At 48.9% G+C, this 23,615-nt stretch carries 19 protein-coding genes; 9 read left to right on the forward strand and 10 right to left on the reverse strand.

Annotated elements, in window-relative coordinates; translation table 11 throughout:
- Positions 1–33: 33 nt before the first annotated feature.
- Together QGP82_RS29495 and QGP82_RS29500 are read right to left on the reverse strand one after the other, a co-directional pair.
- Positions 34–1,218 (reverse strand): iron-containing alcohol dehydrogenase, encoded by a 1,185-nt coding sequence (locus tag QGP82_RS29495; protein WP_499061802.1) that lies wholly within the window; start codon positions 1,216–1,218, stop codon positions 34–36.
- 20 nt (positions 1,219–1,238) lie between these two features.
- Positions 1,239–1,529 carry an antibiotic biosynthesis monooxygenase gene (locus tag QGP82_RS29500; protein WP_163667673.1) on the reverse strand — a complete coding sequence of 97 codons (291 nt, stop codon included), beginning with the start codon at positions 1,527–1,529 and terminating at the stop codon, positions 1,239–1,241.
- A gap of 268 nt (positions 1,530–1,797) precedes the next feature.
- Between QGP82_RS29500 and QGP82_RS29505 the strand changes: the two genes are divergently transcribed.
- The gene (locus tag QGP82_RS29505; protein WP_163702715.1) at positions 1,798–2,148 is read left to right on the forward strand and encodes a hypothetical protein; all 351 of its coding nucleotides are present in this window, start codon (positions 1,798–1,800) and stop codon (positions 2,146–2,148) included.
- Here QGP82_RS29505 and QGP82_RS29510 read toward each other — a convergent pair.
- From QGP82_RS29510 to secA, 3 genes are all read right to left on the reverse strand, one after another.
- On the reverse strand, positions 2,145–4,661 hold the full coding sequence (locus tag QGP82_RS29510) for a CHAT domain-containing protein (RefSeq protein WP_499061803.1): 2,517 nt from the start codon (positions 4,659–4,661) through the stop codon (positions 2,145–2,147). The two genes, QGP82_RS29505 and QGP82_RS29510, sit on opposite strands and share 4 nt — an antisense overlap.
- Entirely contained in the window at positions 4,658–7,900 is a 3,243-nt protein-coding gene (locus QGP82_RS29515; RefSeq protein ID WP_499061804.1) for a two-partner secretion domain-containing protein, read from the reverse strand. Before QGP82_RS29515 ends, QGP82_RS29510 begins: the two co-directional genes overlap by 4 nt.
- A 106-nt stretch (positions 7,901–8,006) precedes the next feature.
- Positions 8,007–10,817 (reverse strand): preprotein translocase subunit SecA, encoded by a 2,811-nt coding sequence (gene secA, locus QGP82_RS29520; RefSeq protein ID WP_499061805.1) that lies wholly within the window; start codon positions 10,815–10,817, stop codon positions 8,007–8,009.
- Positions 10,818–11,025: 208 nt separating this feature from the next.
- Here secA and QGP82_RS29525 point away from each other — a divergent pair, with 208 nt between their 5' ends.
- Together QGP82_RS29525 and QGP82_RS29530 are read left to right on the forward strand one after the other, a co-directional pair.
- On the forward strand, positions 11,026–14,922 hold the full coding sequence (locus tag QGP82_RS29525; protein ID WP_499061806.1) for a CHAT domain-containing protein: 3,897 nt from the start codon (positions 11,026–11,028) through the stop codon (positions 14,920–14,922).
- Between the two features lie 194 nt (positions 14,923–15,116).
- Positions 15,117–15,587, forward strand: coding sequence for a GNAT family N-acetyltransferase (locus tag QGP82_RS29530; RefSeq protein WP_163702719.1), 471 nt, complete (start codon positions 15,117–15,119; stop codon positions 15,585–15,587).
- Positions 15,588–15,595: 8 nt separating this feature from the next.
- On the opposite strand, the gene QGP82_RS29535 is transcribed toward QGP82_RS29530, so the two are convergent.
- The 3 genes from QGP82_RS29535 to psbX all read right to left on the reverse strand — a co-directional run bounded on the left by QGP82_RS29535 (position 15,596) and on the right by psbX (position 17,202).
- The gene (locus QGP82_RS29535; protein ID WP_348918222.1) at positions 15,596–15,742 is read right to left on the reverse strand and encodes a hypothetical protein; all 147 of its coding nucleotides are present in this window, start codon (positions 15,740–15,742) and stop codon (positions 15,596–15,598) included.
- Between the two features lie 144 nt (positions 15,743–15,886).
- Positions 15,887–16,804, reverse strand: coding sequence for a Ycf66 family protein (locus QGP82_RS29540; RefSeq protein ID WP_163667701.1), 918 nt, complete (start codon positions 16,802–16,804; stop codon positions 15,887–15,889).
- Between the two features lie 281 nt (positions 16,805–17,085).
- Entirely contained in the window at positions 17,086–17,202 is a 117-nt protein-coding gene (psbX, locus tag QGP82_RS29545; protein ID WP_036020238.1) for a photosystem II reaction center X protein, read from the reverse strand.
- A 248-nt stretch (positions 17,203–17,450) separates the two neighbouring features.
- Here psbX and QGP82_RS29550 point away from each other — a divergent pair, with 248 nt between their 5' ends.
- From QGP82_RS29550 to QGP82_RS29565, 4 genes are all read left to right on the forward strand, one after another.
- Positions 17,451–17,732 (forward strand): YggT family protein, encoded by a 282-nt coding sequence (locus tag QGP82_RS29550; protein ID WP_163697812.1) that lies wholly within the window; start codon positions 17,451–17,453, stop codon positions 17,730–17,732.
- 80 nt (positions 17,733–17,812) lie between these two features.
- The gene (gene uvrC, locus QGP82_RS29555; protein WP_163667707.1) at positions 17,813–19,702 is read left to right on the forward strand and encodes an excinuclease ABC subunit UvrC; all 1,890 of its coding nucleotides are present in this window, start codon (positions 17,813–17,815) and stop codon (positions 19,700–19,702) included.
- Positions 19,703–19,726: 24 nt separating this feature from the next.
- On the forward strand, positions 19,727–20,020 hold the full coding sequence (locus QGP82_RS29560) for a hypothetical protein (protein WP_499061807.1): 294 nt from the start codon (positions 19,727–19,729) through the stop codon (positions 20,018–20,020).
- A gap of 157 nt (positions 20,021–20,177) precedes the next feature.
- On the forward strand, positions 20,178–20,357 hold the full coding sequence (locus tag QGP82_RS29565) for a hypothetical protein (RefSeq protein WP_499061808.1): 180 nt from the start codon (positions 20,178–20,180) through the stop codon (positions 20,355–20,357).
- A 49-nt stretch (positions 20,358–20,406) separates the two neighbouring features.
- Here QGP82_RS29565 and QGP82_RS29570 read toward each other — a convergent pair whose 3' ends face one another.
- Positions 20,407–21,024: an esterase/lipase family protein gene (locus QGP82_RS29570; protein WP_499061809.1), complete on the reverse strand. Its 618-nt coding sequence runs from the start codon at positions 21,022–21,024 to the stop codon at positions 20,407–20,409.
- Positions 21,024–21,443 carry an alternative ribosome rescue aminoacyl-tRNA hydrolase ArfB gene (gene arfB / locus QGP82_RS29575; RefSeq protein ID WP_163667717.1) on the reverse strand — a complete coding sequence of 140 codons (420 nt, stop codon included), beginning with the start codon at positions 21,441–21,443 and terminating at the stop codon, positions 21,024–21,026. The genes QGP82_RS29570 and arfB overlap by 1 nt, the downstream gene beginning before the upstream one ends.
- Before the next feature lie 145 nt (positions 21,444–21,588).
- Here arfB and QGP82_RS29580 point away from each other — a divergent pair, with 145 nt between their 5' ends.
- Positions 21,589–22,404, forward strand: a complete 816-nt coding sequence (locus QGP82_RS29580) for an ABC transporter permease (RefSeq protein ID WP_499061810.1) — start codon at positions 21,589–21,591, stop codon at positions 22,402–22,404.
- Positions 22,405–22,855: 451 nt separating this feature from the next.
- On the forward strand, positions 22,856–23,575 hold the full coding sequence (locus tag QGP82_RS29585) for a sigma-70 family RNA polymerase sigma factor (protein ID WP_163667737.1): 720 nt from the start codon (positions 22,856–22,858) through the stop codon (positions 23,573–23,575).
- Positions 23,576–23,615: the final 40 nt, after the last annotated feature.

Genomic DNA, 23,615 nt, shown 5'->3' on the forward strand with positions numbered 1-23,615 from the left:
TTTTTAGGGAGTGGCATTGAGTTGCCCCATGATTTAAATACGAGAGAGTACAAGAGTGCTAATCTCGTTTTGAGTTAGTTGAATAGGGTTATTGCGATTACGAGTTTTAGCGATTACCCGTTTTAAATCTGACACTTCGACGCCATACTCACCTAACTTAGGTATCTCAAGTTTCTCGGTCCAATTCCACAAAGTCTGACATAGTGACTCTCCATATTTAACGGGCTCCTTCCCTGGCTCGCCATCTAAGAAAGCTCCCAGCTTAGCCATCTTGTCTACTGCTGGATTCTTGGGGTCTCGCTCTAAAAGCGCTTGCCAATTTGTCTGGTTGGCAGTGGCTAGGAGAGTGCCACAGACAACACCATGGGGTATGGGGAAAAATCCACCCAATGGTGAGGCTAATCCATGGACAATGCCCAGCCCCGCATTGGCTAGGCAAATGCCTGAGAGCATTGAACCGTAGGCCATGGCCTCACGCACGGTTAAATCGGCAGCACCGTCACCGCAGGCTGCCAATAGATTTGGGCCAATGGCGGTTAAACCACTCCAAGCCAAGGCATCTGTCATGGGGCTGGCGGTAGGGGACAGATAGGGTTCGAGGAGTTGAGTAAATGCATCTAAACCACAGGCAGCCGTAATATGGGGTGGACAGGTAATTAACAGCTCGCTATCGACAATTACACCGTCAGGAATCAGATTTTCATGGCGGATAGATTTTTTAAAACCCTGGGGACCCACTTTGCTAATGACGGCGTTTTTGGTCATTTCGCTGCCCGTGCCAGAGGTGGTGGGCAGCGCTAGATAAGGGATTTTCTCTCCACTGTGGGCAATACCTTTACCCACGCCTTCCAGGTGATCCATGATGGAATTGCCATGGGGCAGCATGGCCGAAATTGCCTTACCTGCATCGACTACGCTACCGCCTCCAATACCGACTACTGCCTGTATCCCCTCATCTCTGTAGGTTTTGCAAATGCCGTCAATGAAAGCAGGTGTCGGTTCCCCGGTGCAGCTGATAATTTCGTAGGTTAGCCCAACTTGTTGGAGGCTGGCCTCAATTTGAGCTAGCTTGCCCGTTTTTTGCAGAGACTGCCCACCAATGACGAGCAACAGTCGCGACAGCCCTCTCTTTTTTAGCCAGGAAGGGATTAACTGTCGTTTGCCAGCCCCAAAATAAATTGGGGGCACTTTGGCAAAGCTAAAGTCTGCAAATACCATGGAGTTTCTCCAGTTGCCGTTTAAGGAGCAATGACGTTGTAAGGCTTACCCTGCCGAGGCTGAGCCATCCAAGGAGCAACGGTTTCACGCCAGGTCAAATAATGCTCGGTTTGCTTATGGGCAGCAGCCCCTTCTGCGGTTTCGTAAGCCTCGTAGAGCATAAATTTGGTTGGCTCATCTGGATCCTGCAAAAAATCGAACCTGATGTTAGCCATTTCTTGCACTGAGCCAATATGGTTTGCCTTTGTGGCCGCAATGAAATCATCCACATGTTCTGGTTTTACAAACACATGAACGCAGGTTACAACCATAGATGTCTCCTTATGGGGGTGAGTTTTTAGAGGTGAGTGGTGAATGGTGAGTCGTGAATAGCGAGTTAGAGTACGACCACTCACCGCTCACTGTCCTATCCAAAATTTTGCTCTTTATACCGATATTCAGCTGATAGCAGTAACCTGGTGCAACAAAAGTTGCAAAAACTTACCTGGCCAGAGCTGAGAACCTAAAACTTTATGACAGCGACGTTTCTGTATAGAGGCTGGCGTTACGATCGCAAAGCAATCCTCATTGTTAGTTTTCATGGCTTCTCAACTCACCCTCAATCTGGTTCAAGGTTCGGTTCAGTTTAGTTTTTCCGTCGCGGCTGCCCAAGAACTGAAGTCAGCCTTAGTGACCCTGACCCAAACTCTGAAAACCTCCGCAGCTGCTGCGGTGGGTGCGGGTAGACCTAAGCCAGTTAAACCAACAGAATATCGCCACACTGGGGATGTATTTTTGGAAATTTTCTGTAACCCCAATATTTGGCCTAGCCCTTTTGCCGCCAAGCTTTTAATTACCGTGCGAGACGAACACATACGCCTGACGACCGAGGCTGAGCTAACGCGCATTATTGAAGATGTGAATCTTTATTTAGAGGCGAATGATGGTTAGCCGCCCACTAATGTAAATGCCGCCCAATTAATGGGGGCAGGGTAGTTATCGAGCATTGATAGCATCGCCTGGCGTAAGGCTTGGGCGCTGTCTTCGCCTGCCAAGCGCTGCCCATAGAAGTGAAGCATCAGGGCTGAGGTGGCTTCATCGGGCACTTGCCACAGCGAAACCATGACCCTGGGCACTCCTGCTGCCAAAAATGAACGCGATAGGCCGACCACGCCATCGCCTGTGATCCGTCCTCGCCCTGTATCACAGGCGCTAAGCACCACCAAGTCGGCACTGAGCTGGCTGTCTAAAATCTCTCTGGCGGTTAGAAACCCATCGCTTCCAGGTCCAAGCTGATCATTGGGGCCAGGGGCCAGGGCCAGTGATCCTTCTAAAGGGTTGGTTTCATTAAAGAACCCGTGGGTGGCCAGGTGAATCAGCCGGGCTGATGACAATGCTTGCTGAATGGTGGGCTCAGTAGCTTGATCTCCGATGATGGCTTGGGTGTTGAAGAGATTGGCAATTTGTTTGGCCTCATCCCGTGCGTAGGGTAAGGGCTGTAGGTTGGCTGGCATGGGAGACGGATCGCCTACAATCAGCATATCGTCGGCTTGGGAGAGAGCGTTGTTGGTTGGTTGTGCTCCTTGTAAAACTTGGATTGCAGGGGCTGTGAGAATTGTGTGATGCTCGATTAAATAACTGTTGTCTTCTGCCTGTAACGCTGGAAAAGGGACTAAAAAAAGTTGTTCTTGCGGTATAAAAAAGATTCTTGCGGTTGGTTCGCTGGGCAGCAAATCGGCAATGGGTTCAATTAATAAATCATGCAATTCTTTCCAATACTGCCGTTGTTGCAGAACAGGGGCAAATGCTGAAGTTGTCACCTGATAGACGTCACTCAGGGGGACAACTGGATTGGGCAGGACAAAATCGGGGTGGCTGAGGGTAACGGTTTGAGCCTGGGGATTGATGGCGGTGACTTCATAGGGGGGCCAATCTGTGGGTTCTCCTTCACGGCGTACCTGATCACCGGGGCGAATTGCTGAAGAACGCAGGCCGCTGCGATCTCGACTCGTCTCAACCAAAGCTGCGATGGAAATATCCTTCCCTTTGAGGTCAACTTGCCGAAAAATCACCTTTCCTGTGGGCTGCACTACCCAGATATAAAGGCTTTCCGCAGTTCCCCTTTGTTTGCCCTGCACCTTAAAACTAGCATCAGGGACTAAGGTATATTCCACCAGGGTTGCTTGCTGTTCCTGGGCAATGGTTTGAATCTCCTGAAGAGAAATTTTGGTGGTAGGAATCTGGTCAGAACGCTGAGCCAGTAATTCCACAAATGCCTGGGCCCGTCCCCGTTCAGCAATTTCTAGGGCTGCTTCCGGTTTGTTTTTGGCTACCAAAATCTGTTGCAACAGATTATAGGTGAGCACATGGGTATCAAATAGCGAGATATTGTACTGATCTTGACTGGGGCGCAGTGCTTCTAATGTGCGAATAGCGGATCGTAGTGTAGCCTCCGCTTCTGCTAGCCGGTTAGCCCCAAATAGGGCATGGCCTAGATTATTTAGGGTGCGACCCTGGCGACGTGGATCATCAATGGCGGTTGAAAGGCTAACGCTACGAGAGTGCAGTTCAATCGCCTGGCCATAGTCATCAAGTTCTTCATAAGCCAGTCCCAAGCCGCTGAGGGCATCGACTTCCAGACCGGTATTGCCCACGGTGGTTGCCAGGGCCAGGCTTTGCTCGTAGTTCTGAATGGCCTGGTCTAGCTGGCCTTGGGCATGAAAAGCTGTACCTAAATTGTTCAAGGCATAGCCGATGCGCAGGCTGTCATGGAGGGATTGGGCAATGGTTAAACTTTGTTGGTAAAGCTTAATGGCTGCTGGGTACTGCCCTTCTGTGGCGTAGGTAGCACCTAAGTTGTTCAAGGCGGCACTTTCCTGTAGTGGATTGTCCAGGTCTTTTGCCAGTGCCAGACTGCGCTGATGTAAGGCAATGGCCTGGTCAAAATCTCCTAGGGATTCATGGGCGTTCCCTAAGAGTCCCAGTACCCTTGATTCGCCCAGTTGATCGCCCTGGTCCTGCATCAGCGTTAGGGCCTGTTGGTACGTGGCGATCGCATCTAAATACTGCCCCAATGCTCGCTGTGCAATGCCTTGATTTCCTAAAGACTGAGCCTGGAGCCTGGCAGCCATGGCAGGTTCGTCTACCTGAGCTGAGCTGTCTAGAGCCCGGCTAGCTAAGGCAACAGCGGCTCGATTTTGGCCCAGGGCAAGATGGGCCGCTGCTAAACCATTGAGGGTGGCGGCTTGGTCTGCGGGGCGTTCGTAAAGGGCTAGGGCTTGTTGCCAGGTTGCGATCGCAGCCTCATACTGGTGATTCCCATACTGCTGCCGACCCAGGACAAAAAGCTCAACAGGACTCTGCGCAAAGGTCACTACGCTTTGAAATGTAAGTAACAGTCCTAGCAAGACGCCCAGAAATAAGCGGCTTGTCCTCTTGAGCCGCCGGTTAGCAAAGAACATCATGGTCTGCTAGTTACGTCATCTATTGATACATCTGGTGATGATAGATCTGGTAATAGATCGGGTGCCACATCCAATGACTGTTCAATCTGTTCAATGGGGATGCTGCTTTGATTTGCTTCCCCATTGTTTTCTTCTAAACAATCCCCCAATAGTTGGGTGACACCGTCCTCCTGAGTGACTGTATCTGCATCACATTCTTCCGCAGTTCCCCGTAGCGCCAGGAGATTGTCAGCATCGCTCTCTGTTGCCACGGTTTCTCCATCTTCTGTTTCTTCTAAATTATCTGTGTCCGCTGTGGAAAATTCTGGTCCAGACGGCTCCGTTGGCTGAGGTCCGGGTCTGGGTCCGGGTGTCAGACCGGGACCTGGCGTTGGTCCTGGATCGGTACCGGGCACCTCTGGCACAAAGGGTTCATTGAAAAAGGCTGTGGCTAAGCTGCCATCACCTGTTAGCTGGGCAATAGCGCCATTGGTTCCACTGGCGTCACTGGGAAATTCAGTGTCGCTAAAGAGCGGTGTAAACCCACTAACCGTAGCTTGAAATGATGAGCCTTCAGGATTGATGGTAATAGTTACATTTTCTGGATTGGGACCGACAAAAAATGGAGTCGACGAAACGGTGCCCGTACCCTGAATATCATAATTGCCATCGCTAACCGTATTGCCTGTCGCTCCGTGGCGAATACGAATGAGGCCATTGCCGGAATCAGGGCTGGTCGCGATACTGGCTGGAATCAGAATTTGGATCTGCTCATTTAAGTCAATTTGGCTAAAGGCCTCCGCATCAACTTCCTGTAAAAAGGCAATCAGTGCCGCATCTTCCACTGGATCAAGCGTAATTCTTACAGACGTCTCAAACGTGTCGGTGGCCTGGAATAAACCAGCCGCATCAATATCAACGCCACCGCCTCCCGCCGAGATGGTTTCAACAACAATGTCACCATTGCTAGCCGTTAAATTAACGGAACTGGTATTTTCAAACCCACCGCCTGCAATTAGACGTCCGGTGTTAATCTCTCCTCCAGCAATGGCAATATCACCGCTGGCATTTGAAGCCGTATTGATGTCTCCATTCACCGTAATTGTTCCAGGGGCTGACAAAATCACAGGACCACCAGATTCTGAGAAACCAGTATCTCCAGTAAAAATGTTGCCATCGACGTTAATGCTGGGTGGGTTGTTGCCCATGCCCGTCTCGACAAAGTCGGTGTCTAGCGTCGGTACATCTAGCTGCGGTACGTTAGCGGAGTTTTGCAATACAGTCTCGCCTGCTCTTAAAATCAGTGCACGGCTAGTGGCCAAAAGTGACTCATCGGAAATTAACACTGGCTCTGGTGTGACGTTATCCACTAGCAATAGGGATTGGTCAAAAGCACTATCTTCATTCACCAGGGCAATGCCCAATGTATAGCTCCCATCGGCAGGCACTGTCGTTGAAAACGACTCTGTACCGGTACCAAAATCGAATGAGAAAAAGCCGATGCCAAAGTTTTCAAAGGCTTCTGGACTGGCGGTTAATCCGGAACTTGATCCATCTGGAAACCCTGTGTCTGCCAAGACTGTTGGCGTGCCCGACAAAACCACAACGGCAAAGTCATTGTCATCAAAAACCAATCCTGGGTCCTGATCCGTGACAAAGTTCCAATCAAAGGAGACGGTATCTCCAGCCTGGGCCGTAAAGGTTGCACGGATTCCTGCTCCATTCACCGCATCGCCGCTGCCCAGACCATCTAAACTGCCAGGGGCCAGTCCCAGAAATGTTTCTAACTGTGCCTGACTGACGGCGTTAGTACCTGAATCAAGCAATACTTGAGATGGAGCAGGGGTGGGACCAGTGCCAAACTGGGATGTTTCCAATAACACCTCGCCAATACTTTCCCAATTCAGAAACGGTGACAGGGTGGTGTCGGCACTCGTAATCGTAATATCCCCATTGGCAATAATGCTGCCTGTTGCTTCAATCTTTAGCGCAGGCCCACTGTAGCTACCAAATGAGACATTGCCATCAGCGCTAATAATCGGGTCGTAGAGACTGATAAAGTTTGCGGACTGTTGATCAAGGGTCGTAAATTGAACATCGCCTGTGCTACCAATGTGGGCATCTAAAGAAATCTCACCATTGCTAGCTAGCACCACATTACCTCCAGTAATAGAGGTTTGATCGTTATACAGCGCTAAGATGTCGATGCTGTCATCCCCTTGGATGGTTAATCTACCGCCAGCATCCAGGTTGAGGGGCTGTGATGCACTGTCGGTAATATGAACGTGCTCTCCGATCAGGGTTGCTGCTTCGGCGGTGTTTACCTGGCTACCAGGGAGATGCAGGTTGTTCTGAGCCACTAGAAGAGCCGTTTGGCCGTTGACTTGGCGCAGGATGCTGTCGCCTGGTGCGATCGCAATGTTACCTAAAGCCACATTGCCCTCAGCATCAACGGTAATGGCAGCTGCTTGTTCTGCCATGCCTCCAGTTAATAAATCTGCCAGCGAAACCGTTGTGCCCCCTAACTCCTCAGGTAATGCTGCAGTGGTTAAGTCTAGTCGCAACAGACCCTCCTGTAGGGCAACTGTCCCTGAATCTTGGCTCAAGACCTGCACAGCCCCATTAACCGATTGCAAAGACCCTAAATCAATGACTGTGCCTGCTGCTAACATTAAGCCGCCATCAACAGATAAATCTGCCAAGTTAACGATGGCACCCGATGCCTCAGAAAACGCTAAACCGCTAGGTGTACCCCCTAATTCCTGGATTGTATTTTCCCCGGTGATATCGAACCATTGATCGCCAAAGCTAAGACCATGGGCCGTAGTTGCTGTAAAAGTAGCGGGTAAATCGAGGCGAGCATTAGGACCAAACAGCACACCAGCTGGGTTAATAATAAATAGATCGGCAGACCCACCCGTAATGGTCAATAGACCATCGATAGTCGAGCTATTACCGCCAGTAACGTGACCAATCACTCTCTGCACAGCTGGATTGGCTAGGAAATCAGCGGTGGCATCTGGGGGCACATTAAACTGCTCAAACCCATAAAATAAGTTTGAACCCGCCTGCTCACCGCCACTAATGGTAATTTGAGCGTTATCAACTTCCACATTAGTGGCACCCTCAGGGATGACTGCCTGAGCTAACAGGGTATCTGAGATCCTTGTTTCAACCTTAGCAACGTCTACCGGAGACGCCAGGGGATCTACCAAGGCAATAACGGGGGGCGGGGTCGCCAGGGGAGTGACAAAAACCATGGAGGCTTGATTTTCAAGTTACCCCAACATTTATAACCCAAGGCATCTAATTTCGTTGAATACCTTGAGTTATCACCGGATTTAACTATAAATTTTTAAAAAATTGCTACACGACCTCTACATCAATAGGGCCATCAGTAGCCGCCGCCTGCGGTGGCGGCTGAGGCTGGAACTGGAACATGGTGTAAACCACATTACGACGAATGCCAGTCATCATGTCCAAAAAGACCTCATAACCTTCGCTCTTATATTCAATCAGCGGATCTTTTTGACCATAGCCACGTAAACCAACCGTTTCGCGCAGAGCATCCATCTGTTGCAGGTGCTCACGCCATAGGGTATCTATCTGCTGCAGAATAAAGAATCGCTCTGCTTCACGCATCAGACCTGGCTTCATCTTGTCCACCTGGCCTTCTTTGATGTCGTAGGCAATATGCACCTGCTCTCTTAAGAAGGTCTTGATTTCTCCCATGGAGAGATTTTCTAATTGGTCAGCAGTTAAGTCTTCGAGCAAGTAGATAAACTCTTTAACCTTGCCAACAATATTTTCGAGGTCCCATTCTTCTGAAGGCAACTCAGGGTTGATATAGGCATCGACAATGTCATCCATGGTCTGTTCGCCATAGCCGATGACCAGTTCCTTGAGCTTGTCGCCCTCTAGCACCCGACGGCGTTCTGCATAGATGGCACGACGCTGGTTATTCATCACCTCGTCGTATTCAAACACCTGCTTACGAATGTCGTAGTAGTAGGTTTCTACCTTTTTCTGTGCGCCTTCTAAGGAGCGAGTCAACATACCCGATTCAATGGGCATGTCTTCCTCTACTCGGAAAGCATTCATCAGGCCAGCAACACGGTCACCGCCAAAGATACGTAGTAGGTTATCTTCCAAGCTTAAGAAAAACTTAGTGGAACCGGGGTCCCCTTGACGACCGGCACGACCGCGCAACTGGTTGTCTACCCGACGAGACTCATGACGCTCAGTACCGATTACGTGTAAGCCACCTAACTCAATTACCTTGTCGTGCTCAGTGTCAGTAAAGGCTTCATATTCAGCCAAAATTAGCTTGTAGACATCCCGTAGCCTCTGAATGGCTGGGTCTTCTGTAGGCGCTTTCTCGGCAGCGGTGGCAATTTTATCCTCGGCACCCAGCTCAGATAGACTCTGATGTCCGTAGGTCTTAACAGCAAAGGCTACCGCATCTTTCAATGCCTTTTCAGTTTCGTTAGACAGATCAGTGGGGAAGATTTCAGGCGAAGCCTTCCAGGTTTTTTGTTTCTTACCGTTGCTCTGGAATCCTTTGGCACTGGTTCTACTACCACCGGCGGCGGCCACCTTGGCCACACCAAATCCTTGTTCATCCTCAGGGCGGACAATCTTGGGCATGAAAAATTCTCGGATCTTGAGGCGTGCCATATAATCACTATTCCCGCCGAGAATAATATCCGTACCCCGTCCTGCCATGTTGGTGGCAATGGTAACCGCGCCACTGCGACCTGCCTGGGCAACAATTTCTGATTCCCGTTCAACGTTTTCTGGTTTAGCGTTGAGCAGGTTGTGGTCTACATTGAGCTGTTGTAAAAGCCCTGATAGCAGCTCTGACTTTTCAACACTGGTGGTTCCTACCAGAACCGGGCGACCGGTTTCATGCATCTCTGCACATTCCTGGGCGAGCGCTTTCCATTTAGCTGGCTCTGTTTTGTACACAACATCCGATTTATCGTTACGAGCAATCGGGCGATTGGTAGGAATAATCGTGACTTCGATATCGTAAATCTTTTCAAATTCAGCTTCTTCTGTCTTAGCCGTACCGGTCATCCCCGATAGCTTGTCATAGAGCAAGAAGAAGTTTTGGTAAGTGATGGATGCCAAAGTTTGAGTTTCTGGCTGGATAGGGACATGTTCTTTAGCCTCAATGGCTTGGTGCAGACCATCACTCCAGCGACGACCCGGCATTACCCGACCAGTGAATTCATCGACAATGACGACTTCATCATTACGAACAATATAGTTAACGTCTTTAACAAATAATTCTTTTGCTTTTACGGCGTTAAATACAAAGTGAGCCCAGGGATCTTTCGGATCAAATAAATCCGTGACTTGTAGAAGGTTTTCTGCTTTTTCAAACCCTTCATCAGTGAGGAGAACGTTACGTGCCTTCTCATCCACCTCGTAGTCCACTTCGGTTTCTAGCTGGCGGGCCAGGTCTGCCGCTCGTTCATATTTTTCTTGAGGACGATCTACCTGACCTGAAATGATTAGCGGTGTACGAGCCTCATCCACCAAGATGGAGTCAACTTCGTCAATGATACAAAAGTTAAACGGGCGTTGTACCACTTCCTCAATGGAAGAGGCCATGTTGTCCCTCAGGTAATCGAAGCCAAACTCGCTATTTGTGCCGTAGGTGATGTCACAAGCATAGTTTTTACGCCGTTCTGATGGGCTCATGCCCTGCTGAATCAGACCCACTGATAGCCCTAGGAAACGATGAACCTGCCCCATCCATTCGGCGTCGCGGCGAGCCAGGTAGTCGTTGACTGTAACGATGTGCACACCTTTACCAGATAGGGCATTTAGGTATGCAGGTAGGGTGGCTACCAGAGTTTTACCTTCACCCGTCTTCATTTCAGCGATCTGGCCATCATGAAGCACCATGCCGCCAATCAGCTGTACGTCATAATGACGCATCCCCAAAACCCGAGTACCCGCCTCACGCACAACGGCGAAAGCTTCAGTGAGGAGATCATCAAGATCCTCACCATCCTTAAGGCGCTGCTTAAATTCAGCAGTTTTACCCCGCAATTCCTCATCTGAGAGGGCCTTGATTTCCTCTTCCAGGAGGGCGATCTCTTTGACGTCAGGTTGATAGCGCTTGAGCTTACGGGCGTTTGGATCGCCTAAAAGTCGTTTCAGCATGTCTGGGCAGTAAACGGCGAGTGTGGGTACTATACCCCGATACCTATCTTATCTAGATATCCTAAGCCGATAAACCCCCTACTTGGGGACGGTTTACCTCACTCGTAAATACATTGATTTTGATTGTGTCAAGGCTGTGCTCAATAGCGCCATAGTTTCAGACACTGTGGCAAGCTAGGTCGAGGGTGCTCTGTAGGAGTGAAAGCAAGTGCGTTTTTGGTCAATTGGTCTGATCAGTGGGCTCATGGGGGTTACCCCTGTAATGGCACAGTCTATTGTGCCTACGGACATGACTCAGGTTGAGCAACGGGCAAATGAGTACAGCATCACGGGTGGCCAACAGTCTGCTGATGGTTTAAATCTGTTTCACGGATTTGAGAGTTTTAATCTGGATGAGGCTGAACGGGCTAGTTTTTGGGTGCCTGCAGGTGTTGCTAATGTTTTAGGACGGATCAGTGGTGGGGATGCTTCATTAATCAATGGCCAACTACAGCTTTTAGGCAGCAACGCCGATCTATTTCTGCTTAACCCTGCGGGCATTATTTTTGGTGAGCGTGCCACCCTGGCTTTGCCGGGGAGCTTCTTAGCGACCACGGCAGACGGGGTAACGTTCGATAATGGCACCTTTCCGGTCCTTGGTTCAGTGGACTATGGTTTGTTGGTAGGTGAACCCACCGGGTTAGAGTTCTGGGCTGGAGCTGCTGGCATTATTTTGAATAGCAGTGATTTAACTGTTGATCCAGAAGCTTCGCTATCCTTAGTCGGCAGTAGTGTGACTAATACTGGTGATCTGAGTGGCACCAGCGGTTCTATCACTCTGGCGGCAGTGCCCGATAGTCACTACGTCCGTTTGAGCTCGGCTGGCTCAGTGTTGTCTTACGACCTTGCTGCGCAACACATTATCAGTGGTTTTAACCCGTTAGACTTGCCCACTTTGTTGACAGATGTTTCTGTGGCATCGGCAACAGGATTGGTGGTGAATGCTGATGGCAGTATTCAGCTGGCAGGGGCAGATATGGATCTCTCTCTCGGTACAGTGCTGTCTACCGGAGATATCAGCTTAGAAGGCGGTAATGTGCAACTCCTGGGGGAGCAGGTGGGGCTATTAGCAGGGACTGTCAATGTGTCTGGTACCCAAGGGGGTGGCAATATTTGGTTGGGGGGTAATCAAGAAGGCACAGGCCCCCTACCCAATGCTCGAGCTGTTTATGTTGCGCCAACGGTGGAGCTCAGCGCGGATGCTCAGGATAGTGGCTCCGGTGGCAACATCATTATCTGGTCAGAAGAGAGTAGTCGCATTTATGGGGCAATTTCTGCAACGGGTGGCTCCCAGGCAGGGGATGGAGGGTTTATAGAAACCAGCAGTCGTGGTTTTTTGGAGGTGACTCAAGCCCCGGATGTATCCGCTGCACAGGGTCGTGCTGGTTTGTGGTTGTTGGATCCGTTTGATATTGAGATTCGTAATAACGGTGGTAATAATGTGAACCTCCCTGCCGCAACTCCGTTTGAAGCGACGGGGTCGGTGGCCATTTTAGACATTGGTGTGCTCAATGCTGGTTTAGCCAATGGCAATGTTGTTGTTGCAACCACCACTAATGGGGGGACAGCCGCTGGAAATATTACTCTGATTGATCCGTTGGTCTATTCAGCTCAGCCTGGAGCCACGTTGGAACTGTTGGCGGCTGGCGATATTAGGGTTCAGGCTTCCATTACGCCCGGTGATACCTCTGGTCCCCTCAACCTGCAGTTACGAGCTGATACGGACAATCAAGGCAATGGTGTTGTCGAGATTGCTAGCAATGTTTTAGTCGACACGTCGGGGGGCGCGTTATTGCTTCAGGGCAATGGCGAGCAGACTGTTTCAGCGGCGGGTGTTTCATTGTTGGCAAATAGTTCTCTCCAGACCCGTGGTGGCAATATCACGATCGCGGGACGGCACAGCAATAATTCAGGTGTTTTGGTTGGGGCCAATACTTCGATTGATACGGCTGGTACGGCTGGAAATGGAGCGATCGCAATCAATGGAGTGAGTCAAACGGGCATTGGCATTGATTTAGGCGGCACTCTGACCATTAGCGACCAATTGACCTTGGATGGTCAAACAGGCAGCTCGACTCAACCCGCTGTCCGCTCGACATTTGCGTTGATGGATAATCGGGTATTGGTGAATGCGGTCGGTAATGTTGAGTTGGATTCCATTCAAGCTGCAACGGAAATTGACATTACAACCGATGGATTGTTGCGGGTGACGGGCACTAATAGCGCTGGTCAAAGCTTAGTGACGACGGCTAATAACGGCAACATTCGTATTCGCCACGGGGGAGGAGGGCAAACGCCTTTTGTTGTGGGTAATGCGGCAGTGAATGGAACGGCAGGTGCGATCGCAACTAGCACCAATAATGCCATTACCCCCGTCAGATCATTCCTTGACAGCTTTTCCCAAGGCAATATCAGCATCGTGACAGCGGGCAGCACGAATCCAAATGATTGTGTGAATGACTGCAATGATTTTGACGATGACGATTTTGATGATGATTTTGGAGACAACGACTTTGGTGATGACGGTGCTTTAGACGATTCTTCTAGCCCCCTCAGCATTGCTGGCGATGAGGATGGCGACGACGTCCAGGACAATAATGATTTTGATGACGACTTCGAAGATGACGACTTTGACGACGACGACTTTGACGACGACGACTTTGACGACGGCGACTTCGAAGATGACGACTCGGAGGAGACCGCAGACTCAGATGATGCTGAGGATGAGGACGACGATGAGAACGACGACAGCGACTTTGACGATGATGAGTTTGCCTATGGGGATGACTTCTCTGTTGATGTTTTAGAGGATGCTGAAATTACCGCAGAAAAACTCGATGGCAAAGAGAAAGTTCTAACCCAAGAATATTCTCAGTACTTGGGGGTGGAATCTGAGCCCAACTTACCCTTGCCAGAAGTTCAGCAAAAGTTGGGGCAGGTGGCGATAGAAACTGGCTATACCCCAGGCATCGTATACATCGACTTTGTGCCTGATGATCGCGCTCAAACAAAGCAGGTACTGGAGCTAAACCAGGATAATTATCTGTTAGAGCTCGTTTTAGTGACTCAGAATGGTCCCCCCCAGCGTTTGCTCATCGACACCACCAAGGCAGATGTGCAAAATATTGTTGCTCGATTTCATCGAGGGGTGACTAATGTGACATTTGGTCGTCGCTACCTGCGTTCAGCTCAAAAACTACACAACTGGCTGATTTCACCGTTGGAGAGTGCACTTAGTGAGCAGGAAATCAGTCATTTATCATTTGTATTGCCCTCTGGGTTGCGATCGCTACCGCTAGCCGCCCTACATGATGGTGAAACCTTTTTGATTGAGCGTTACAGTTTAGGCATTATGCCCAGTGTCGGCTTAACCAATATTGACTACAGCGATATTAGGCCTGCTGAGGTTTTAGCGGCAGGAGCCTCCACCTTTTTAGAACAGCCTGCCCTACCTGCGGTTCCCTTAGAACTGAGGACCATTGCCGATACTCTCTGGCCAGGACGATTTTTCCTCAATGAATCCTTTACCCTGGAACAGCTCTTAGCCAATCGTCAAAGTGGCGACTACGACATCCTGCACCTGGCCACCCACGGAGAATTTCGTGCTGGTAATCCCAGTAATTCCTACATCCAGTTATGGGATCAGCGCCTTACCCTTGATCAACTTTCTCGCCTCAGTCTTGATAATCCACCGGTAGATTTGCTGGTGCTCAGTGCCTGTCGCACAGCCCTCGGCAGCCGAGAAGCGGAGTTGGGCTTTGCTGGCTTAGCAGTCAAGGCAGGGGTGAAAACCGCCATGGCTAGCCTCTGGCGAGTCGATGATGTGGGGACGGCTGGTTTAATGACAGAGTTTTACTCCAATTTACGCACCAGCACCATGCGCGCTGAGGCATTACGCCAGGCTCAGCTGGCAATGCTACGGGGCAATGTCTCAGTGGATGCCGGACAACTGGTCTGGACAGGTGGCACCTTAGTCATGCCGCCGATCTTGGCCGATGAAACGGGACTCGTTTTAAGTCATCCCTTTTACTGGGCTGCATTTACCCTCGTTGGCAGTCCCTGGTAGATGGTAATCTGTATTCCCCGATACCAAACTATTTGATGGTAAATATCAGTGGATTTGATGGTGGCTGTGCTTGAGTCTATGTATCGTGTTACCACCCCATTGCCTTAGCTTTTTGCGATTATAGCTTTTTTACTATTCCTGTTTGTCTTTAAAGACAGACTGGGTAGGTAATGTTCTTTTTTAGCTTCATACCTATGGATTTTCGGTCTGTTCAGTTTTGCTATACCGAAACGCTAGCAACAAAAGATTTAGAGCAACTTAGAAATCTCTTTAATCACTCTGCTTTTTGGGCTGCGGGGCGACGATTTGAGGATTTAGCTAAAGCCATTAGCTATAGTTGCCCTGTGGTGGTCGCCTGGCATGATGATCGGCTAATTGGCTTTGCTCGGGCCACATCTGATGGTGTCTATCGTGCCACTATTTGGGATGTGGTCATCCATGATGACTATCAAGGCGCTGGCTTGGGGCGTAAATTGGTGGAAACAGTTTTAAGTCATCCCCATATGAGCAGCGTAGAACGGGTTTACCTGATGACAACCAACCAAAAACAATTTTACGAACGTGTCGGGTTTATAAAAAATGAGACCACCACAATGGTGCTAGTGAATCAGCCCATTGATGGCAGTCTGTTGCGACAGGCTGAAGCGGCTGTCCAAAGATCTTAGCCTCGCGCTTACCCTTCTTCAGCTTCGATTTTTTCGCGGCTATCGTCCCAATAGGCGCTGTAGGTCCATTCTTCTTTGGAACCCTTGTCCAAAATTTTCCATCGATAGATGGCTTTATCTGGGTTGACGCCTACCTCAATTAACTTAGCGCCCATATAATATTCCGTCTGCTTTTTGGTACGTGCTTTGAGAAATTCAGACTGACTTTTGGAAATGATCTTGGTTATATGGGCCTGTGTAGGTTTCTTTCTTACCATTTGTGGAGTTGATCTGCTTTCTAAGAAAAGGATGCAAAAACGTTAGTATTTGGCTGGGGGCTGCGGCGGTGGCGCATCGGGGCGCGGTTCAGAGGCACCATCGTTAGGGGCGGTGGGGCGAAAATCAGTATAGCTTCCTTCGTTGGCGTCTGTAGGGCGAGGACGAACATTAAGGGGAGGACGCTCAGCAGGGGGGGGGGCTGATTCCCGAGGCGGCTGTGGCAAACCACCTAAGCTGTGGCCAGCGCCATTACCTGCAGGCACCGGTGTATCCATGGGAGGGCGCTGTGGTGACTGTGGTGGGCGTTGTGTTGGTCGCTGTGGCCGACTGCCTGGACCTGAAGGCCCCCCGTTGCCATCATAGCGAGGGTTGTTGTAAAAACTGTTTGAACGAGTCCCTGGACCACTATCGGGTCGACCCCGATCGTTCGAGTAGTTATCAAACTCTTCTCCCTGTCTTGGCTGCCCTGGCTGTAAGCGTGCTGGTGGTCGACGGTCTTGATATGGTGCAGGGGGCTGGGGCTCTAAAGGGCGTGGCTCGTAGCGATCGCCATAGCTATCATCCCGATAGCGATCGCTGGGGATACGAGGTTGTCTGGGTCCTGGTGTATCCCAGTCGTCCAATTCTGCACGATAAACCCGACGGGGACGTTCCTCATAGCGCCGTGGTGGTGGACCTTCACGCTCCCCTGACCTGACGCGGTTAGACTCTCGTTTGCTGATATCGTTGATAATCAAGGTAGTCAGCATCCCCACTAGCATTACCTGCTGAAAAGAAGCCAGCAGCTCCATATTTAAATGGGCTAGTAGGAAGACGCCAGACAGCAAAAGTAGGATTGAGTAAACCTTGTCAGAGCTGCGTTCATAGCCCGGCTTAAATTTGTCTAGAAAGAAAAGCCCAACCGCACCAAGAATGAGTATTAATCCAACCAGCAGCGGGACAGGAGTACCAAAATTCACAATTGCTTCCTCGTATTATGGTGGCCCTCTAACAGGCGTTTTGCCTGACATGACTATTCCATAGCCACCAATTCTATCCTAGCGGGCAGCTTTGGATTTGTCTTTTGATAAATCAGCTCAGAATGTGTCAATGGTCAAACTGCAGTCATAAAAAAGAGCACAGCATCGGCTGTACTCTCGGTTCGTTTACACAAGACATTGACCAGGAAATTATCGCTGCTCTTACCTATACTTAAAGACTTAAAGTGCTTATGTTTACTTCAAGCCAAATGCAATAAGGTTTAGCGTCTGATTTTGTCGCGCTGACTGATAAAGACAAGAGCAACAGTTACTGGGATCACTACAATTGCAGCTCCAGCAACCAGGCTCAGTAAGAAATTAGTCAGTGAAGGTGTCATGGCTTTACTCTTTAGTTCCGCAAACGTTTGTAATGCTTGCTTAATATAGTATCGAGCAACGTTAACCTTGAGAAGCCTTTTCATTGGGGCAAAAAACAGGGTTAATGTGCTTGAAAACGCTAAATGCTTTTTACATCAAGGCTTTTTAGTTTTTTTACTAAAAAGATTGCGAATGTGCAGGCCATAGCCATCGAGCTAAGCTTTACAATCCTTAAAGTGAATCACTCATTTAACGAGGAACATTGACGATGTCAGGTATCACAATTGGCAATTGGATCGTTGGACCGCTGCTAGCGGTGATGACCTTACTGTTTATTTTCCGCATCGTTCTTACTTGGTACCCCGAGGCAGAATCCACCAAGTTTCCCTTCAATTTGGTGTACTGGCCGACTGAGCCGTTTTTGATGCCCGTACGTAAAATAGTCCCTCCGTTTGGTGGAGTAGATATTTCTCCCATCATTTGGGTGGCCTTTATCAGCCTATTGCGCGAAATATTAGTGGGTCAGCAAGGATTACTAAAGATGTTCTAGCTAACCTAGTTAGGACAAATGTATGCAGAATAGAAAGGCAATAGCCCCTGTCTACTAGAACGGATTTGGAGAGACCCTTAGTGCCTTCCGCTGCTGCTGCAACGACGCTACTAAAAGACCCTGAACGTTTAGCAACTCGTCTCAAGGAAATTCCCCAGGAACCGGGCGTTTATTTCATGCGAGATGGGGATGATCAAATCCTTTATATAGGTAAGTCCAAAAGCCTGCGCAATCGAGTACGTTCCTATTTTAGGAATGGACAACAGCACCACGCGCCGCGCATCAGTGTCATGGTGACCCAGGTGGTGGATATCGAATTTATTGTTACGGATACTGAGGCCGAGGCGCTGGTGTTAGAGGCTAACTTAATTAAGCAGCATCAGCCTTATTTTAATGTGTTGCTTAAGGATGACAAAAAATATCCGTATCTCTGCATTACTTGGTCAGAAGATTACCCGCGCATCTTTATTACTCGTAAGCGTCGAAAAACCACCAAGAAAGATCGCTACTACGGTCCTTATGTAGATACGGGTTTGCTGCGCCGGACGCTGCATATTTCTAAAAAAATATTTCCGCTGCGGCAGCGACGTCAGCCTTTATTTAAAGATCGACCTTGCTTGAATTATGACATTGGCCAATGTCCTGGGGTATGCCAACAGCTGATTACGCCGGGAGATTATCACAAGATTGTCCAAAAGGTGGCAATGGTTTTTCAGGGGCGGGTGCAGGAATTGGAGTCAATCTTGGCAGCCCAAATGGAAAAGGCGGCTGAAAAGCTTAACTTTGAGCATGCGGCACGACTGCGGGATCAGATTCGTGGCCTGCAAACGTTGAGTGCCCACCAAAAGGTGGCGTTGCCGGATGACACAATTTCGCGGGATGCGATCGCACTCTCCGGTGACGATCAGCACACCTGTATTCAGCTATTCCAAATTCGGGCAGGACGCCTTGTGGGACGTTTAGGCTTTGTGGCCGAGACCGAGTCAGGCACACCGGGGCAAATTTTGCAGCGGGTGCTGGAAGCGCATTATCCCACCGTAGATGCGGTGGAAATTCCCAGCGAAATCATGGTGCAGCACCCGTTGCCGGATGCCGATATGCTGGCGGAGTTTCTTACCCAACAAAAGGGACGTAAAGTTACCATCGAAGTGCCCCAGCGGCAATCTAAGGCAGCGTTGGTGGAAATGGTGGAGCGCAATGCCCAGTATGAGCTAGCACGCACCCAGCGGTTTGCCGATCGCAATAACCAGGCAATGCAGGATTTGGCGGAAATTGTCGATCTACCGGGTCAGCCCAAGCGCATAGAAGGCTATGACATTTCCCACATTCAAGGCTCAGATGCCGTGGCTTCCCAGGTGGTATTTGTGGATGGTCTGCCTGCGAAACAACACTATCGTCACTACAAGATTAAAAATCCCAAGGTTACCAGCGGTCATTCCGATGACTTCGCCAGTATGGCTGAAGTGATCCGTCGTCGCTTTCGCAAATATGCAGAAGATCCGTCTAAGGAACGGATTGGCAATCCAGACTGGCCTGACCTCGTGATGATTGACGGTGGTAAAGGGCAGCTCTCAGCCGTGGTCGAAGTGCTAAAAGATCTCAACTTGCTCAGTGAGTTAAATGTGGTGAGTCTGGCGAAAAAACGCGAGGAGATCTTTTTGCCAGGGGAATCCATGCCATTGCCCACTGAAGCAGAACAGCCGGGAGTGCAGTTATTGCGACGGTTACGGGATGAAGCCCACCGATTTGCTGTCAGCTTCCACCGCAAAAAACGCACAGATCGCATGCGTCGTTCTCGTCTCAGTGAGATTCCTGGTCTGGGCCACCATCGACAAAAGATGCTGCTAGCTGAGTTTAGGTCCATCGACTATATTCGTGAGGCCAACGTAGAACGGCTGACAGCGGTATCGGGGGTGGGACCTAAGTTAGCTCAGCAGATCTATGATTACTTTCATCCAGAATCGTCTTAGGAAATTAACCTCTCAATCAGCAAAATGAATGACGATTGGCCATTCGATCAAGCTAAAAATGTGGCTGCCATTACGACTCGACAGGTTTTGGATGAGCATCATTCCATCTTGAGGGTTGTGCATTATTCAGATGATCATTCCTGGGCCTTTACCTGTGGTACGACAGATGACCCCAAGGATGGAAAAGTTGTGGGTATGGGCTGTATTGTGGACATTGATCCCACACTGAAAGAAATTGCTGATTTACCACCTGGTTGGGGAGCTTGGCGCGAAACATTAGGTGGTAGTTGGACTCGCTATAGTAGTCTGGAGCTTTAATTTTTATGATTAAGTAGCTTATGGCTCGCTGGTTTAATACAATAGGCCCTTGTGTTCAGACTAAGCACTATATGCTTTCGGCCACAAACCGTTGGTCATTTCCTAGTCTTCAACGTTTAATTGATCAGGAAAGCTATTTCGTTGGGTTAAGACCATTATGGAATTGATGTTGGCGGGATTATCACTTCCCGTTACTGCCAATGATGATCGGCAATATTTGGTGGATCTAGGATTGCTTAAGCGTCCCCAGGGCGGAGGTCTGGTGGTGGCTAACCCGATTATCGGGAAGTGTTACTTCGATGTTCGCAAGCATTACCCATCGAAGAGAGATTGGTAGTAAAGACGGTTGTCTCAAAACGACAGGGAGCCATCACCGTAATTCGAGCTTAGGGGCAATTTTTGTCCAAATATATGGCCATATCCTCAAATACTGTTTTGGAATTCATGATGAGTGAATGTAAGGTCGGTACTCGCATTACACCTTGACTAAACTGTCCGCTGGCTTCTGCAATGGTGAGAAGACCATCGTTAATCTCATCGCCTAGGGGGAGCCACGCCGCTCTAGGACCAGCCGTACCCCCATAGATTTTCACATTTTCGGGCATAACCAATTGATTCATAAAACCATCTTGACCCAGCATCTGACCCATTTCACCCGTCAGCACACGATAGGGCAACAGCTTTGAAAAGACTTTTGCCGCTTTGCAAGCGATCATCGGCGGTGCCAGAAAGAAACAGACTTTAGGCTGCTGTTTCAGTAAGGGCAAGGCATTGCGAATGATCACAGCTCCTAGGGAATGACCGATCAAGCCATAGTTTTTGGTATGCAATCGATGAATTAAAGCCATGAGGCGATTCGTTACCCGATTTAGAGATTCAAAGGTGGCTGAATATCCAAATAGATGAGCGCGATAGCCCAACTGTTTTAATCGATGTTGCAATATCACCATGGAAAGGGGTGTCCTACCCATGCCATGGAGCAAGATCAAATCCATTGAAGTCATTAATCGTCATAGCTAACGCGACCACGTGATGCTTTGCGCTGGCTACGTTTGGTTTTGTTATCAAGACGCCTTTGCTTGGCCGCTTTACTAGGCTTGGTGGGTTTACGCTTTTTCTTAACCACCATGGCTGCTCTAATCAGCTGCTGTAGTCGTTCTAAGGCGTCAGTCTTATTACGGAGCTGAGTGCGGTAAGCCTGAGACTTAATATGAATTACTCCACCTTTGGTTATGCGACTATCGTTTAAGGTCAGCAGTCTAGTTTTATAGTGCTCAGGCAGCGATGAGGCCAATATATTAAAGCGGAGGTGTATGGCTGTGGCAACCTTATTAACGTTTTGACCGCCCGCACCTTGCGATCGCACCGCCTGTAGTTCAATTTCACTATCTGGAATGGTTACCTGGTTAGAAATCCTCAGCATTGCCCGTTTACTCCCATAGCCCCACCTTCAGCATAACCAACTAAACTCTAAAGAAGTTTTGAAGGCTGAATTTTGAAGTTTGAATAGGGCGTAAAGTTCGTAACTCAAACGCCAATCCTGCTCAATTAATAGCCTAGTAACCCTTATGGCTTCAGTTGTGATGTCTCTGCTTAAGTATCCTCAACGTCTAGTGCAAGTAATCCCGACGCTACTTGCCGTTTACTACGCTTACATGCTTGAGTATCGTGCTGAACTCATGTTTTGGGTGCTTTCGGGGTCATTTCCGTTAATCCTTATGGGGTTGTGGCAAGAAGCCGCTCGCAGCGGACAGTTTGAACTGAATCCCGATGATGTGGTGCGCTATTTTTTAGCGGTTTTTGTTGTGCGACAGCTGACCGTTGTTTGGGTTATTTGGGATTTTGAGCGTGAGGTTTTAGAAGGTAAGCTATCGCCGCTATTGCTACAGCCACTAGATCCGGGCTGGCGTCACTTTTCATCTCATCTAGCCGAACGCCTGGCCAGGCTACCATTTATTGCCGCTTTAGTAGCGCTGTTTTTAGTCTTATACCCTGTCGCTCGTCAAAGGCCTACCCACATTGTTTGGGGGGTAGTGGCGATTAGTTTGGCCTTTTGTCTGCGCTTTTTAATGCAATATACCTATGCCATGATGGCATTTTGGGTTGAGCGCGCAACGGCAATTGAACAATTCTCGTTTTTGCTTTACACCTTTTTCTCAGGCATGGTGGCACCGCTTACCCTATTCCCTGAGACCGTTCGCGCAATTGTCATGTGGACTCCATTTCCCTATTTAATTTATGTGCCCGCCAGTTTGATGGTTGGTTTACCTATTCAAATTGGTAAGAGTATTTTAATTACCCTGGCATGGTGTCTAATTTTTTGGTGCTTCAATCGTTTGCTATGGCGGCAGGGTTTAAAGCGCTATTCAGGCATGGGGGCTTAAGTAGCTGTTTTAAACACAGCACATACAGTACTTAAGTATGTGTAGAAAACATAAACTTAGAGATGGTTATGCAAAGTTAATATGTAGCCTGTTCGTCTTAACTTTAAAGCATGTCTAATCGTCTTTATATCCCCCATATTTTCACTGATTAAGTTGAACTTTTTTATTAGACAAAAGCTTTTATTGCCTATCTCTTAACTAACACTTTACGGACTACCTGAAGACCACCGACTAAAGTGGTAATGAGAGTTTTCTTAGGAACAACGCTCGGTTAGATGGCTGATGTTTGATGTTGGTAGCTTTCATTACACTGGTTGATGGGCTCAGTGATCGTCACGAAAGTCTTTGTTATTCCAGAGTCAGAACACTGCCATTATTTCTAACTAAATTTAGGTGTAAGACCTAGCCAATTCAGCCCCCGTATTAAACAACTTCCTGAATTGTTTTTATTATGACTACTATCCAACTTGACGCACGCGCTTTATCCACTGGAGTTCTTGATTCTGTTACTAAAATCTCTCCTTTTCAAGCTATTCAACCCGACAGTCAAAAACTGATTGCTGAGCACCTTAATCAGTTAGATCTAACCGAGTTAATTACTGTTTGTCAGCGTAACCGTTATCCAGAGCAGGCACCGTTTTCGGAGTTAATGCGTCGCTACAAATCCCATGTAGATCGTCAGCTTTATCATCTTGCTCCAGATTGGTCCGACCGAGCTGATCTAGCTCAAGAGGTTTGGATTCGTGTCTATCGCAACCTAAATCGTCTGCAGGCACCCGTAAAGTTCAAGGGTTGGATGAGTCGTATTACCACTAATTTGTTTTATGACGAGCTACGTAAGCGTAAGCGTCACGCAGGCACGTTATCTCTAGACGCCCCTAGGCATTTGGATGATGGTCAGGTTGATTGGGAGATTGCCTCAGAAGACCCTAGTCCCGTGGATACGATGATGACCCATGAGTTTTATGAGCGTTTACAAGCAGCTATAGCTGAATTACCTGAAGTATTCCGCACTACTATTGTTTTGAGAGAGATTCAAGGTCTGCCCTACGAAGAGATTGCTGAAATTACCGGCGTTTCCTTGGGTACTGTGAAGTCTCGTATCGCTCGGGCTCGCTATCGTCTACAAGGTGAGCTGAAGCGCTACATCGATGGTCAACATACTGCCTAGTTAGAAATCTTGTCGATTCTTCCAAGGCCTGTTGCTACGA

The organism is Leptothoe sp. LEGE 181152 (assembly GCF_032906605.1).
Classification (GTDB): Bacteria; Cyanobacteriota; Cyanobacteriia; order Phormidesmidales; family Phormidesmidaceae; genus Leptothoe; species Leptothoe turfae.

Bases quoted from the DNA above. Each gene is read 5' to 3' on its own strand.
- QGP82_RS29530 (WP_163702719.1), top strand. From the start codon at position 15,117: ATGGATTTTCGGTCTGTTCAGTTTTGCTATACCGAAACGCTAGCAACA.
- arfB (WP_163667717.1), bottom strand. From the start codon at position 21,443: ATGCTGAGGATTTCTAACCAGGTAACCATTCCAGATAGTGAAATTGAA.
- QGP82_RS29505 (WP_163702715.1), top strand. From the start codon at position 1,798: ATGGCTTCTCAACTCACCCTCAATCTGGTTCAAGGTTCGGTTCAGTTT.
- QGP82_RS29570 (WP_499061809.1), bottom strand. From the start codon at position 21,024: ATGACTTCAATGGATTTGATCTTGCTCCATGGCATGGGTAGGACACCC.
- QGP82_RS29535 (WP_348918222.1), bottom strand. From the start codon at position 15,742: ATGGGCGCTAAGTTAATTGAGGTAGGCGTCAACCCAGATAAAGCCATC.
- QGP82_RS29500 (WP_163667673.1), bottom strand. From the start codon at position 1,529: ATGGTTGTAACCTGCGTTCATGTGTTTGTAAAACCAGAACATGTGGAT.
- QGP82_RS29585 (WP_163667737.1), top strand. From the start codon at position 22,856: ATGACTACTATCCAACTTGACGCACGCGCTTTATCCACTGGAGTTCTT.
- psbX (WP_036020238.1), bottom strand. From the start codon at position 17,202: ATGACACCTTCACTGACTAATTTCTTACTGAGCCTGGTTGCTGGAGCT.
- secA (WP_499061805.1), bottom strand. From the start codon at position 10,817: ATGCTGAAACGACTTTTAGGCGATCCAAACGCCCGTAAGCTCAAGCGC.
- QGP82_RS29495 (WP_499061802.1), bottom strand. From the start codon at position 1,218: ATGGTATTTGCAGACTTTAGCTTTGCCAAAGTGCCCCCAATTTATTTT.
- QGP82_RS29550 (WP_163697812.1), top strand. From the start codon at position 17,451: ATGTCAGGTATCACAATTGGCAATTGGATCGTTGGACCGCTGCTAGCG.
- QGP82_RS29560 (WP_499061807.1), top strand. From the start codon at position 19,727: ATGAATGACGATTGGCCATTCGATCAAGCTAAAAATGTGGCTGCCATT.
- QGP82_RS29580 (WP_499061810.1), top strand. From the start codon at position 21,589: ATGGCTTCAGTTGTGATGTCTCTGCTTAAGTATCCTCAACGTCTAGTG.
- QGP82_RS29565 (WP_499061808.1), top strand. From the start codon at position 20,178: ATGGAATTGATGTTGGCGGGATTATCACTTCCCGTTACTGCCAATGAT.
- QGP82_RS29510 (WP_499061803.1), bottom strand. From the start codon at position 4,661: ATGATGTTCTTTGCTAACCGGCGGCTCAAGAGGACAAGCCGCTTATTT.
- QGP82_RS29515 (WP_499061804.1), bottom strand. From the start codon at position 7,900: ATGGTTTTTGTCACTCCCCTGGCGACCCCGCCCCCCGTTATTGCCTTG.